Below are 12,599 nucleotides of genomic sequence, written 5' to 3' on the forward strand. Positions count from 1 at the left end.
CCATCCATGACCGCACGCAAACTCTTCGTCACCACCGCCCTGCCGTACGCCAACGGCAACTTCCACATCGGCCACATCATGGAATACATCCAGGCCGACACCTGGGTGCGTGCGCAGCGAATGCAGGGCAACGCGGTCAACTTCGTGGGTGCCGATGACGCCCACGGCGCGCCCATCATGATTGCGGCCGAGAAGGCCGGCAAGACGCCCCAGCAGTTCGTGGCCGACATCGCCGCAGGCCGCAAGCAGTACCTGGACGGCTTCCACATCGCCTTCGACAACTGGCACAACACCGACGCGCCCGAGAACCACGCGCTGGCCCAGCAGATCTACAGGGACCTGAAGGCTGCCGGCTTCATCGAGACGCGCACCATCGAGCAGTTCTTCGACCCCGAGAAGAACATGTTCCTGCCCGACCGCTTCATCAAGGGCGAATGCCCGCGCTGCCACGCCAAGGACCAGTACGGCGACAACTGCGAGGTCTGCAGCGCCGTCTACGCGCCCACCGACCTGATCAACCCCTACTCGGCGCTGTCCGGCGCCAAGCCTGTGCTCAAGAGCTCGGAGCATTTCTTCTTCAAGCTGTCGGACCCGCGCTGCGTGGAATTCCTGACCGAATGGACCCAGGACGGCCAGCACGTGCAGCCCGAGGTGGCCAACAAGATCAAGGAATGGTTCAGCGTGCGCACCAACCCGGACGGCACGACCAGCGAGGGCCTGGGCGACTGGGACATCTCGCGCGACGCGCCCTACTTCGGCATCGAGATCCCCGATGCGCCGGGCAAGTACTTCTACGTCTGGCTGGACGCGCCCGTGGGCTACCTGGCCTCGCTCAAGAACCTGCTGGACCGCCGTGGCGAGGACTACGAGGCCTACATGGCCGACCCCGCGCTGGAGCAGTACCACTTCATCGGCAAGGACATCATCACCTTCCACACGCTGTTCTGGCCCGCCATGCTCAAGTTCAGCGGCCGCAAGACGCCCACCAAGATCTGCGTGCACGGCTTCATGACCGTGAACAACGGCGAGAAGATGAGCAAGAGCCGCGGCACCGGCCTGGACCCGCTCAAGTACCTGGGTCTGCAGATGAACCCCGAGTGGCTGCGCTACTACCTGGGCGCCAAGCTCAACGGCAAGAATGAAGACATCGACTTCAACCCCGATGACTTCATGGCCCGCGTCAACTCCGACCTGATCGGCAAGTACGTGAACATCGCCTCGCGCGCGGCCGGCTTCATCGCCAAGCGCTTCGACGGCAAGCTGGGCACGGTCAGCGAAGACGGCCAGGCCCTGCTGGCCCAGCTGCGCGGCCAGAGCGAGGCCGTTGTCCAGGCCTTCGAGAACCGCGACACGGCCCGCGCCGTGCGCGAGATCATGCAGCTGTGCGACCGCGTCAACGAATACGTGGACGCCAACAAGCCCTGGGAGCTGGCCAAGCAGGAAGGCATGGACGCCCGCCTGCAGGACGTGTGCACCACCTGCATCGAGGCCTTCCGCCTGCTGACCATCTACCTGAAGCCCATCCTGCCGGCCGTGGCCGCACAGGTGGAAGGCTTCCTCAACGTGGCGCCGCTGCAGTTCGCCGACGCACAGAGCCTGCTGGGCGCCGGCCATGCCATCGGCCTGTACAAGCACCTGATGCAGCGCGTGGACGTCAAGCAGCTGGAGGCCCTGTTCGAGGCCCCCGAGCCCGTGGTCGAGAAGGTCCTGCCCGGCGGCGAGGAAATTGCCGAAACCATCAGCATCGACGACTTCGCCAAGGTGGACCTGCGCATCGCCAAGATCGTGGAATGCAAGCCCGTGGAAGGCTCGACCAAGCTGCTGCAGCTCACGCTGGACGTGGGCGAAGGCAAGACACGCAACGTGTTCTCCGGCATCTCCAGCATGTACCAGCCCGAGCAGCTGCAGGGCAAGCTCACCGTGATGGTGGCCAACCTGGCACCGCGCAAGATGAAGTTCGGCATCTCCGAAGGCATGGTGCTGGCCGCCAGCCACGCCGATGAGAAGGCCAACCCCGGCATCTACGTGCTGGAGCCCTTCCCCGGTGCCACACCCGGCATGCGCATCCACTGAAGCAAGGCATCCATGTCCCGCAAGCCCTCACGGTCCCCGGCCCTGGGGGCTTTTCTTTGCCTGTGCGCCGCGGCCCTGCTGTCCGGCTGCACCGTGGTGGCCGTGACCGCCACGGCGGTCAGCGTCACGGCCTCGGCCGTGGGGCTGGCCGCGGATGCGGCCGTGGGCACGGCAAAAATCGTCGGCAAGGGAGTGGGCAAGGCCGTCGATGCGATGAGCGATGACGGGGCAGCCGCAGACAACAGCGGCATCACGGTCCGCTACCGCACGCCCGATGGGCAGCCCCTGACGCCCTAAGGCTACTGCCCGGCGTAGCGCCCGGGCCGGTGGCTCACGGCCAGGAACACGCCCATGATCACGGCCGCCAGCACCGACCAGGCCACGCGCTCGAAGGGCACCACCCACAGCGCCAGCAGCACCACGCAGCAGTCGATGGCCATCTGCACTTTGCCGGCGCGGATGCCGTAGCGGTCCTGCAGGTAGAGCGAGGCGATGGTGGCGCCGCCCAGGCTGGAGCGGTGGCGCGCCAGGAACAGCAGGCCCGAGCCCATGAGCAGGCCGCCCGCAATCGCGGCAAAGGCCGGGTGCAGGTAGTCGATGTGGATGAGGCGCGGCCCCATTTCTGTGATCAGCGACAGCGCGCCCACGCAGATGAAGGTCTTGACCGTGAAGGTGCGGCCCACGCGCGTCCAGGCAAACCAGTAGAACGGGATGTTGATCGCGAAGAAGATGAGGCCGAACGGCCAGCCCGTGGCGTAGTGCAGCACGAAGGCCAGGCCCGCCGTGCTGCCCGTCAAAAGCCCCGCCTGGGCGAACATCATCATGGCGATGCCCACGAACAGGGTTCCGGTGAAGAGGGCCTGGACATCCTCGAAGAGGCCATGGCGCAGCGAAGCGGTGGCCGAAACAGGCGCAGCGGGCGCGGCAGCGGGTAGGGAGGGCGTGGACATTGTCGGGGTGATGACAGATCTATCGTCGCAAAGGCCCCGGTTCGGGGCCTTCACCGTACCCATGGGGTGTCATAGGTACAAACCCGGATTCTAGAGACTGTTGCCCCGGCGCGCTGTGGCGTGCAGGGTACAGCGCGCCGCAGGGGCTTGCAGGGACCTGTTGTCAGGCTCCGCCGTGCAGTTTCTCGCGGCCGGCGCTGCGCAGCACGCGGCCGTCGGGGCCGAAGGTCACGGTGAACTCCATGTCGCGCGTGGGGGGATCGATGTAGTTCCAGTCCCAGTCGGTTTCCTGCTTGAGCTGGTAGGTGGTGACCTTGGCAGGCTTGCCCAGCATGCGGCGCACCTGCTCCTCGTCCATGCCGGGGCGGATTTTCTCGAAGTTGTGCGGCGCCAGCACCTGGCGCAGCGCGCTCATGCGCCCATCGGTGCCGATGGTGATCATGTAGTTGCGGCTGCCGGCGGGCTGGCGGTTGTACTCGAAGGTGCGCGAGCCGTCGGGCTCGGTCCAGATGCGTTCGGGCTCGCCAAAGCGGGCGCGGACGTCGGCCTCGGTGGACAGGCCTTCTTCGAGTTCCTTGATGTTTTGGGGATCGCAGCCGGGCAGCCCAAGCATGCCCATCACGGCCACGGCAACGCCCAGAAGACGGGAGACTAGGTTCATCGGCGGTGTCCCGGTAAAATCACGCGATTCAAGAGGTTATCAGACTATGTCATTCTTTCGCCGCCCCGATTACCGTTCCGACGCCACGAACTTCATCAACGAGCTGAAGAAGCAAAAGCCCGAGCTGCCCAGCCAACAGCTGGCCGGCCGCTCGCTGCTGTGGGACAAGGACGTGAACCACGAAGTCTGGGAAGACCTGCGCGCCGGCCGCGTGGACCAGAAACCCTACGTCTACCAGACGAACTCCTGATTTCGGCTGCAATGACACATCAGCCTGTTTCGCTGTGGCACCGTGCGCATGCAGCTGATGCCTGCGCAGCAAGGCATGGCCGAGGCTGAGTCCGCACTGGCGCCTGCGGGCGCCGGCGCCGCATCCCCCGCTCCTGGCGACGATTCACCGGTCGTGATCGACCAGGTGGCTTTGGCGCGCCTGTACGGCGAGCCGCTGTTCGCCCTGCCGCAGGACCTGTACATCCCGCCCGATGCGCTGGAGGTCTTCCTCGAAGCCTTCGAAGGGCCGCTGGACCTGTTGCTGTACCTGATCCGCAAGCAGAACTTCAACATCCTCGACATTCCCATGCTGGACGTGACGCGCCAGTACATGCGCTATGTCGACGAAATCCGCAGCCGCAACCTCGAGCTGGCGGCCGAGTACCTGCTGATGGCGGCCATGCTCATCGAGATCAAGTCGCGCATGCTGCTGCCGCCCAAGAAGCAGGACGATGGCGAGGAAGCCGAGGACCCGCGCGCCGAACTGGTGCGCCGCCTGCTGGAGTACGAGCAGATCAAGCTGGCCGCCCAACAACTGGGCCAGGTGCCGCACTACGGGCGCGACTTCCTCCGGGCCCAGGTCCATATCGAGCAGAACCTGCAGCCGCGTTTCCCCGATGTGGACGTGGCCGAGCTGCAATCGGCCTGGCGCGACATTCTCAAGCGTGCCAAGCTTGTGCAAAGCCACAAGATCACGCGCGAGGAACTCTCGGTGCGCGAATACATGAGTCAGGTGCTCAAGGCCCTGCAGGGCCGGCGCTTTGTCGAGTTCGAGACCCTGTTCCAGCCAGAGAAGGGATCGACCGTGCTGGTCGTGACCTTCATCGCCCTGCTGGAGCTGGCCAAGGAAACGCTGATCGAGATCACCCAGGCCGAAGCCTTTGCGCCCATCTACGTGCGCCTGGCCTATACGCCCGTCTAGCGGGCACGGATACAGGCACGCGCACACCGACAGGCCGGCACCACCGGCCTCCATGCACCATGACTTACAGCGTCAAAGAAATCTTCTACACCCTGCAGGGCGAGGGCGGCCAGGCCGGCACGCCGGCCGTGTTCTGCCGCTTTGCAGGATGCAACCTCTGGACCGGCCGCGAGCAGGACCGCGCCAGCGCCATCTGCCAGTTCTGCGACACCGACTTCGTGGGCACCGACGGCACGCTGGGCGGCAAGTTCGCCACGGCCGACGCCCTGGCAGAACGCATCCTGTCTCAGTGGCCGGCCGGCGACAGCCGGCACCGCATGGTGGTGCTGACCGGGGGGGAGCCCCTGCTGCAGGTGGACGAGCCCCTGATCGCGGCCCTGCATGCGCGCGGCTTTCGCATTTCCGTGGAAAGCAATGGCACCGTGGCCGCGCCCGAGGGCATCGACTGGCTGTGCATCAGCCCCAAGGCGGGCGCCGACTGGGTGCAGCGCAGCGGCCAGGAGCTCAAGCTGGTCTGGCCGCAGCCCGGCTTCGATCTGCAGGCCATCGAGGCCGGCACCCGTTTCGACCACTATTTCCTGCAGCCCATGGACAACGTCCTGCAGGCCGACAACACGGCCGCCTGCATAGCGCAATGCCTGCAGCACCCGGCCTGGCGCCTGAGCCTGCAGACCCACAAGCTCACCGGCATCCGCTGATTTTTGCCATGCAGTTCACCGTTCACCAGCGCTTTTTCTTCGACGCCGCCCACACGCTGGAGCGTGCCATCGAGACCGAGAGCAGCCGCCGCATCCACGGCCACACCTACTACGCCGAAGTCAGCGTCACCGGCCCGCGCAATCCGGACAACGGCATGGTGATCGACCTGGGCTACCTGCGCTCGCGCCTGAAGACCCTGGGCGACGCGCTGGACCACCGCTTCCTCGACGAAATTCCCGGCCTGGGCAAGCCCACGCTGGAAAACCTGTGCCTGTTCATTGCCGATTCCCTGGCCGACCTGCAGCCCGCTCCCAGCCGCATCCGCGTATGGCGCGACAGCATCGGCGATGGCTGCGTGCTGGATCTGGGCTGACCTCAAGCCAGGCCTGCCAGAGAGCCGCCCCCGAAGAGCAACTCCACGGCCATCATGGGTTTGGCGGTTCGCAGATAGACTTGGTGGCTTTTTTTGCCAGTCCCCGCCACCGTCAAGATCGCGCCCAAGCGCCCCCTCGAGAGACAAAACATGTTCCGCACCCTGCTCAAATCCAAGATCCACCGCGTCAAGACCACGCAATGCGAGCTGCACTATGAAGGCTCCTGCGCGATCGACGAGGACCTGCTGGACGCCGCCAACATCGTCGAGAACGAGCAGGTGCACATCTGGAACATCGACAACGGCGAGCGCTTCGTCACCTATGCCATCAAGGGCCAGCGCGGCAGCGGCATGATCTCGGTCAACGGCTCGGCCGCGCGCCGTGCTGCCGTGGGTGATCTGCTGATCATTGCGTCCTTTGCCCAGGTGCATGAGACCGACGTGGCCACGCACCAGCCGCAGCTGGTCTTCGTGGACGATGCCAACCGCCAGGTCGAACTGCGCCACCACGTTCCCACGCAGCAGCTGTGAGCTGCGCTGCGGTGTGACAATCGCGCGATGACTCAATCGCTTGCCGCCCGCAGCCTTGCGGCTGTGTGGCACCCCTGCACCCAGATGAAGCGGCACGAGGCCGCGCCCCCCATCGCCATCGCGCGCGCACAGGGGCCCTGGCTCCACGACACCGAAGGGCGCCGCTACCTGGATGGCGTCAGCTCCTGGTGGGTCAACCTCTTCGGCCACAGCCATCCGCACATCCAGGCCGCGCTCACCGACCAGCTCGCCAGGCTGGACCATGTGATGCTGGCCGGCTTCACGCACGCACCCGTGGTGGAGCTGTCCGAACGGCTGGCCACGCTCACCGGCCTGGGCCATGCCTTCTACGGCAGCGACGGCGCATCGGCCACCGAGATCGCCCTCAAGATGAGCGCCCATTACTGGCGCAACCTGGGCCGCCCCGCCAAGAGCCGCTTTGCCGGCCTGGCCGGCGGCTACCACGGCGAAACCGTGGGCGCGCTGGCCGTGACCGACATTCCCCTCTTCCGCGAAGCCTATGCGCCCCTGGTGCGCCTGGCCGACACCGTGCCCAGCCCCGATGCACGTGGCGCGCAAGGCGGCGAAAGCCCGGTCGATGTGGCACGGCGCGCCGCCGAAGGCCTGCGCCAGTGGCTGGAGCAGCACCACGAGACGACGGCCGCCCTCATCGTCGAGCCGCTGGTGCAGTGCGCGGCCGGCATGGCCATGCACGACCCCGAATACCTGCGCCTGGCGCGCGCCCTGTGCGACCGCTACGAGGTGCACCTGGTGGTGGACGAGATCGCCGTGGGCTTCGGCCGCACGGGCAGCATGTTCGCCCACCAGCAGGCCGGCATCCGGCCGGACTTCATCTGCCTGTCCAAGGGCCTGACGGGCGGTACGCTGGCCCTGTCGGCCGTGCTGACCACCGAGGCCGTCTACGCCGCCTTCTACGACGATTCCGTGGCGCGTGGCTTCCTGCACTCGCACTCGTACACCGGCAACCCGCTGGCCTGCCGTGCGGCCCTGGCCACGCTGGAGCTGTTCGAGCAGACCGATGCCATCAACGCCAACCTCGCGCTGGCGCAAAGGCTGGACGGCGCCTTCGCCCCTTTGAACCAGCACGCCCGCGTGCGCCACGCACGGCGCCAGGGAATGATCTGGGCCTGGGATGTGCAGACCTCGCTGCCCGATTTCTCGCGCCGCTACAGCGCAGCCGCGCTGGAGCGCGGGCTGCTGCTGCGCCCTATCAGCAACACCCTCTACGCCATGCCTCCCTATTTGCTGGACGAAGAAGCCGTGCAGCACCTGACCGCCAGCGCGCTGGCCGCCCTTGAAGACACCCTGGCCCAGGAGAACCATTCGTGAACGCCCACCGCACCATTGGCTGCTTTGTCACCGGCACCGACACGGGCGTGGGCAAGACCCTGGCCTCCTGCGGGCTGCTGCATGCGCTGGCCCGCCACCATGCCCGCGTGGTGGGCATGAAGGCCGTGGCCGCAGGCGCCGAGCCCGACGGCCAGGGCGGCTGGGCCAACGAGGACACGCTGGCGCTGCGCGCCGCCTCCACCCTGGCCGTGCCACCCGAACTCGACAACCCCGTGCTGCTGCCCGATCCCATGTCGCCGCACATCGCCGCGCAGCGCGCGGGCCGCTCCATAGAGATCGCACACATCGTGGACAGCTACCGGCGCCTGGCCGAACAGGCCGACGCCGTGGTGGTGGAAGGCGCGGGCGGCTTTCTCGTGCCGCTGTCCGACCAGCTCTCGGGCGCCGACCTGGCCTGCGCGCTGGACCTGCCCGTGGTCATGGTCGTGGGCCTGCGGCTGGGCTGCCTGAACCACGCCGCCCTCACGGCCGAGGCCATCCGCGCACGCGGCCTGCGCCTGGCCGGCTGGATTGCCAGCCGCGTGGACCCCGCCATGCTGGTGCCCGAGGAAAACATGGCCTGGCTGCGCCAGCACCTGGACCGGCAACTGCAGGCGCCGCTGCTGGCCGACATCCCCTTCCAGCAGCACCCCGACCCGCGCGCCACCACCTATACCCTGCCGGAGCAATGGCAATGAGCGGCTCCTGGCTGGACGACATCCCCGCGCGCATCGCCGAGCTCGACGCGGCCCACCTGCGCCGCCGCCGCCGCGCCACGGCGCCGCTGCAGGGCGCCGCCAGCGGCGCCCACATGGAGGTGGACGGCCACCCCATGCTGGCCTTTTGCAGCAACGACTACCTGGGCCTGGCCGGCCACCCCACCCTGGTGCGCGCCGCCTGCGCGGGCGCCCAGGCCTTTGGCGTGGGCTCGGGCGGCTCGCCCCTGGTCAGCGGCCACAGCACGGCCAACGCCGCGCTGGAGGAACAGCTGGCGCACTTCGTGCAGCTGCCGCGCGCGCTCTACTTCTATGCGGGCTACGCCACCAATGCCGGCATCGTGCCGGCCCTGGTGGGCGCGGGCGATGCCCTGTTCTCCGATGCGCTCAATCACGCCTGCCTGATCGACGGCGCACGCCTGTCGCGCGCCCAGGTCCACCGCTATGCCCATGCCGACCTGACCGATCTGGCCGCGCAACTGGCCGCCAGCACGGCCCGGCGCAAGCTGGTCATCAGCGATGCCGTGTTCAGCATGGACGGCAACGTGGCCGACATCCGCGGCCTGCTGGCGCTGTGCGAGCAGTACGACGCGCTGCTGCTGCTCGACGACGCGCATGGCTTCGGCGTGCTCGGCCCACAAGGCCGGGGCAGCCTGGCCGAGGCGGGACTGACGGGCGCAAACGCCTCGCCGCGCGTGCTCTACATGGCCACCCTGGGCAAGGCCGCTGGCGTGGCCGGTGCCTTTGTCGCGGGCAGCGACATGCTGGTCGAGTGGCTGCTGCAAAAGACGCGCAGCTACATCTTCGCCACGGCCGCGCCGCCCATGCTGGCCAGCGCGCTGCAGGCCAGCGTGGCCCTGATCGAGGCCGAGGACGAACGCCGCGAGGCCCTGGCCGAACGCATTGCCGAGCTGCGCGCCGGCCTCACGCCGCTGCTGGCGCGCACGGGCTGGCAGCTGCTGCCTTCGCGCACCGCCGTGCAGGCCCTGGTCATAGGCTCCAACGCCACGGCCCTGGCCGTGATGGAGGGCCTGCGCGAGCGCGGCCTGTGGGTGCCCGCCATCCGCCCACCCACCGTGCCCGAAGGCACGGCGCGGCTGCGCATCGCGCTGTCGGCCTCCCACACGCGCATCGACGTGCAGCTGCTGCTGACGGCGCTGGACGAGGTCTCGCGCCTGGCCCCACCCCTGCCCTGAATCCCTCTTCACCACCGGAACGGAGACATCCATGCCCCATCTCTACGTCGAATACACCGACAACCTCGCCGGCCTGCCCGGCCAGCAACTGCTGACCGAACTCAACGCCTTCGTCTGCGGCCACCCCAGCATCCTGGACGAGGCCGACGTCAAGGCCCGCCTGCTGCCGGTCAGCCAGTTCGAGATCGGCTCGGCACCGGCCAACCGCGGCTTCGTCCACGTGCAGCTGCGCCTGCTGGCGGGCCGTACCGACACGGCCAAGAAGGAACTGTCCGAAGGCATTGCCGCGGTGCTGCGCCGCCTCACGCCCCAGCCGGCCGGCATGATGGTCCAGCTCAGCGTGGAAATCGCCGACATGGACAAGCCCAGCTACTACAAGGGTCGCCTGTAAGGCAGGCGCCGGGCCTTGTCCGCCGTGAGCACCCGCGCACGCTGCGCGCAATGCCTGCGCCCTGAGCGCACCTGCCTGTGCCCCCTGGTGCAGCCGGTGCCGCATGCGGTGCAGCTGCTGGTGCTCCAGCATCCCGAGGAAGAACTGCAGGCCAAGGGCACGGGCCGGCTGCTGCACCTGTGCCTGCCCGCCAGCCGCCTGGCGGTGGGCGAGGCCTTCGAGCCAGCGCAGTTGCAGGCACTGCTGCACGCGCCCTGGCAGGCCGGCGACGCCCCGCGGCAGGCCGTACTGCTCTATCCGGAAACACCGCACGGCGACCAGTTGGGCCTGGCCAGGCAAGCGCCCTGGCCGCAGCCCGCGCCATGCCCCGAGGACCTGCGCCTGGTGGTGCTGGACGCCACCTGGCGCAAGAGCCGCAAGATGCTCTACCTCAACCCCGGCCTGCAGGCCCTGCCGCGCCTGGCACTGCAGGGCGACCTGCCCGCCTCGCGCTACGGCGCCCTGCGCAAGGCCCATGCGCCGGACCAGCTGTCCACGCTGGAGGCAGCGGCCTGCGCGCTGCAACGGCTGGCGCCTGCCGGCCCGTCGCTGCAGCCGCTGCGCGATGCGTTCGAGGGGCTGCTGTCCCTGCATGCCCTGCACAGGCCCGAATGAAAAAACGCCTCGGGGAGCGAGGCGTTTTTCATGGCGGCCGGCCGTGCTTCAGTTTTCCGGCGTGATCCTGGCGAACTTGACCAGTTCGGCGTACTTGCCCATGTCGGTACGGATGATCTGGGCCAGGTTTTCGTCGCCCGTGGGGGCAATGATGCCCGCCCCTTCCAGGCGCGCGCGCATCGCCGGATCGGCCAGGCCCGCCTTCAAGGCCTTCTGCAGGCTGGCCACCACCTCGGCAGGCAGGTCCTTGGGTCCCGCCAGCCCGAACCAGCCGCTCAGCGCATAGCCCTTGAGCGCTGCGTTCTCGCCCAGCGCGGGCACGTCCTTCATCATGGCGATGCGGTGCGCCGTGGTCACGCCCAGGGCCTTGATCTTGCCGCTCTGGATGAACGGAGCCGCCACCGAGGGAGAGACGATGGCGAAATCCAGGTTGCCGCCGGCCAGGTCGCTGGTCATCGCGGCCGATCCCTTGTAGGGCACATGGACGATGTCCACCCCGGCAATCTTCTTGATCAGCTCGCCCGAGAAATGCGGCGTGGACCCGATGCCCGGGCTGCCGTAGCTGTACTTGCCGGGATGGGCCTTGGCCAGGGCGATGAACTCGTCGATGGTCCTGGCCGGCATCTTGGTGCCGGCCACCCACAGGTTGGGCAGCACGCCGGTCAGCGCGATGCCGGTCAGGTCCGTGGCCGGGTCGTACTTCTGCGCGGCGTTGACGAACTTCGTGCCCGCCAATTCGTTGCTGGAGCCTGCGAGCAGGGTATAGCCGTCGGCCTTGGCACCGACCACGCGCTGCGCGGCCACCACGCCGGCGGCACCGGGCACGTTGTCGACCACGACGGTCGCATTGAGGTGCTTGGCCAGGATGTCACCCACCACGCGCCCCACCAGGTCGACCGAGCCGCCTGCCGCGTAGCCGACGACGACGCGAATGGGCTTGTTGGGATAGGTGGTCTGGGCGCACAGCGGGCCCGCCGCCAGGACAGCCGCGGCGCTGATCAGCGCGCGGCGGGAAATACGGAATTCATGCATGGATCGATCTCAGGGGAGACAGGCATCAGCCAACAATCAAAATGATATTGCTCAACAATATTCACCGATTGTCTGACATTGCCTTGTGGAATCCATCCCTGAAAACCATGAGTTCCGCCCGTGGCCCTAGCCTGCTATTCAGCGCAGAACCGCCGGCAGCCAGCCGCGCAGGCTGTTGACGAAGGCCCAGCCCTGCACGCGCGGCAGATCGTCCAGCCGCACCGGGTGCTCCACCACGCGGCCCTCGTCCAGCGCCACAGCGCGGCCCACGCCGGGCAGCAGGCCGCTGGACAGCGGCGGGGTCACCCAGCGGCCCGCCAGCAGCACGGCGATGTTGCCGCGCGTGCCCTCGGTGATCTCGCCGTCCTCGTTGTGGAGCACGGTGTCGAACACCGAGGCATCGGTGGGCTGCAGGCTGTCGTAGTGCGCGCGGCGCGAGGTCTTGAAACGCACCCAGTCGCCATGCGCCACCGCATTGGCGATGGGCCGGTCGGCCAGCGCCAGCCGAACAGGCGTGGCGGAAGGCGGCAGCGGCGCCGCCTGGGTCTGTATGCGCCCCGTGGCATCCAGCGCCAGGCGCACGCGCCAGTGGCCGCTGGCGTGCGCCTGGCGCAGCTGCTGCAATGCCTGCTCCAGCACGGCATCCGTGCAGGGCCGGCCGAAATGCCGCGCCGCGTCCTGCATGCGCGTCACATGGCGCTGCAGGTGGATGAAACCGCCATCCCGCAGGGCCAGGGTTTCCAGAATGTCGAAATCCAAGTCCGTATCCGCCATGGCTGCA

Annotated in this window: 16 protein-coding genes; 12 read left to right on the forward strand and 4 right to left on the reverse strand. The window is 67.9% G+C overall.

Features of this window, described 5'->3' with window-relative positions; genetic code table 11:
- The first annotated feature begins 6 nt into the window (after window positions 1-6).
- Together metG and AAN986_RS22555 are read left to right on the forward strand one after the other, a co-directional pair.
- Window positions 7-2,073, forward strand: a complete 2,067-nt coding sequence (gene metG, locus AAN986_RS22550; RefSeq protein WP_047217955.1) for a methionine--tRNA ligase — start codon at window positions 7-9, stop codon at window positions 2,071-2,073.
- Window positions 2,074-2,085: 12 nt separating this feature from the next.
- On the forward strand, window positions 2,086-2,370 hold the full coding sequence (locus AAN986_RS22555) for a hypothetical protein (protein ID WP_047217956.1): 285 nt from the start codon (window positions 2,086-2,088) through the stop codon (window positions 2,368-2,370).
- A 2-nt stretch (window positions 2,371-2,372) separates the two neighbouring features.
- Here AAN986_RS22555 and AAN986_RS22560 read toward each other — a convergent pair whose 3' ends face one another.
- Both AAN986_RS22560 and bamE read right to left on the reverse strand, forming a co-directional pair.
- Window positions 2,373-3,023, reverse strand: coding sequence for a YitT family protein (locus AAN986_RS22560; protein ID WP_016449041.1), 651 nt, complete (start codon window positions 3,021-3,023; stop codon window positions 2,373-2,375).
- Window positions 3,024-3,186: 163 nt separating this feature from the next.
- The gene (gene bamE, locus AAN986_RS22565) at window positions 3,187-3,684 is read right to left on the reverse strand and encodes an outer membrane protein assembly factor BamE (protein WP_016449042.1); all 498 of its coding nucleotides are present in this window, start codon (window positions 3,682-3,684) and stop codon (window positions 3,187-3,189) included.
- 46 nt (window positions 3,685-3,730) lie between these two features.
- On the opposite strand from bamE, the gene AAN986_RS22570 reads away from it, so the two are divergent.
- The 10 genes from AAN986_RS22570 (at window position 3,731) to AAN986_RS22615 (ending at window position 10,786) form a co-directional block, all read left to right on the forward strand.
- Complete coding sequence (locus tag AAN986_RS22570) at window positions 3,731-3,934, forward strand: DUF3460 family protein (protein ID WP_016449043.1); 204 nt, start codon at window positions 3,731-3,733, stop codon at window positions 3,932-3,934.
- A 48-nt stretch (window positions 3,935-3,982) separates the two neighbouring features.
- Complete coding sequence (locus AAN986_RS22575; RefSeq protein ID WP_016449044.1) at window positions 3,983-4,876, forward strand: ScpA family protein; 894 nt, start codon at window positions 3,983-3,985, stop codon at window positions 4,874-4,876.
- Window positions 4,877-4,935: 59 nt separating this feature from the next.
- Window positions 4,936-5,574 carry a 7-carboxy-7-deazaguanine synthase gene (queE, locus tag AAN986_RS22580; RefSeq protein WP_016449045.1) on the forward strand — a complete coding sequence of 213 codons (639 nt, stop codon included), beginning with the start codon at window positions 4,936-4,938 and terminating at the stop codon, window positions 5,572-5,574.
- Window positions 5,575-5,582: 8 nt separating this feature from the next.
- Window positions 5,583-5,948, forward strand: a complete 366-nt coding sequence (locus AAN986_RS22585) for a 6-carboxytetrahydropterin synthase (RefSeq protein WP_016449046.1) — start codon at window positions 5,583-5,585, stop codon at window positions 5,946-5,948.
- Between the two features lie 150 nt (window positions 5,949-6,098).
- Window positions 6,099-6,479 (forward strand): aspartate 1-decarboxylase, encoded by a 381-nt coding sequence (gene panD, locus AAN986_RS22590; protein ID WP_012203760.1) that lies wholly within the window; start codon window positions 6,099-6,101, stop codon window positions 6,477-6,479.
- Between the two features lie 27 nt (window positions 6,480-6,506).
- Window positions 6,507-7,829, forward strand: coding sequence for an adenosylmethionine--8-amino-7-oxononanoate transaminase (bioA, locus tag AAN986_RS22595; protein WP_047217957.1), 1,323 nt, complete (start codon window positions 6,507-6,509; stop codon window positions 7,827-7,829).
- Window positions 7,826-8,527 carry a dethiobiotin synthase gene (gene bioD, locus AAN986_RS22600; RefSeq protein ID WP_046984872.1) on the forward strand — a complete coding sequence of 234 codons (702 nt, stop codon included), beginning with the start codon at window positions 7,826-7,828 and terminating at the stop codon, window positions 8,525-8,527. The genes bioA and bioD overlap by 4 nt, the downstream gene beginning before the upstream one ends.
- The gene (bioF, locus tag AAN986_RS22605; protein ID WP_013803911.1) at window positions 8,524-9,741 is read left to right on the forward strand and encodes an 8-amino-7-oxononanoate synthase; all 1,218 of its coding nucleotides are present in this window, start codon (window positions 8,524-8,526) and stop codon (window positions 9,739-9,741) included. The genes bioD and bioF overlap by 4 nt, the downstream gene beginning before the upstream one ends.
- A 31-nt stretch (window positions 9,742-9,772) precedes the next feature.
- Window positions 9,773-10,132, forward strand: a complete 360-nt coding sequence (locus tag AAN986_RS22610; protein WP_012203756.1) for a 5-carboxymethyl-2-hydroxymuconate Delta-isomerase — start codon at window positions 9,773-9,775, stop codon at window positions 10,130-10,132.
- A gap of 15 nt (window positions 10,133-10,147) precedes the next feature.
- Window positions 10,148-10,786 carry a tRNA-uridine aminocarboxypropyltransferase gene (locus AAN986_RS22615; protein ID WP_047217958.1) on the forward strand — a complete coding sequence of 213 codons (639 nt, stop codon included), beginning with the start codon at window positions 10,148-10,150 and terminating at the stop codon, window positions 10,784-10,786.
- Window positions 10,787-10,834: 48 nt separating this feature from the next.
- Here AAN986_RS22615 and AAN986_RS22620 read toward each other — a convergent pair whose 3' ends face one another.
- On the reverse strand, window positions 10,835-11,818 hold the full coding sequence (locus AAN986_RS22620) for a tripartite tricarboxylate transporter substrate binding protein (protein ID WP_047217959.1): 984 nt from the start codon (window positions 11,816-11,818) through the stop codon (window positions 10,835-10,837).
- 138 nt (window positions 11,819-11,956) lie between these two features.
- A complete protein-coding gene (locus AAN986_RS22625) occupies window positions 11,957-12,577 on the reverse strand; it encodes an aminotransferase class IV (protein ID WP_241150345.1) in 621 nt (206 codons plus the stop codon).
- Window positions 12,578-12,599 lie beyond the last annotated feature (22 nt).

It is taken from the genome of Delftia sp. DS1230, from assembly GCF_040112715.1.
GTDB classification, from domain to species: domain Bacteria; phylum Pseudomonadota; class Gammaproteobacteria; order Burkholderiales; family Burkholderiaceae_C; genus Comamonas; species Comamonas tsuruhatensis.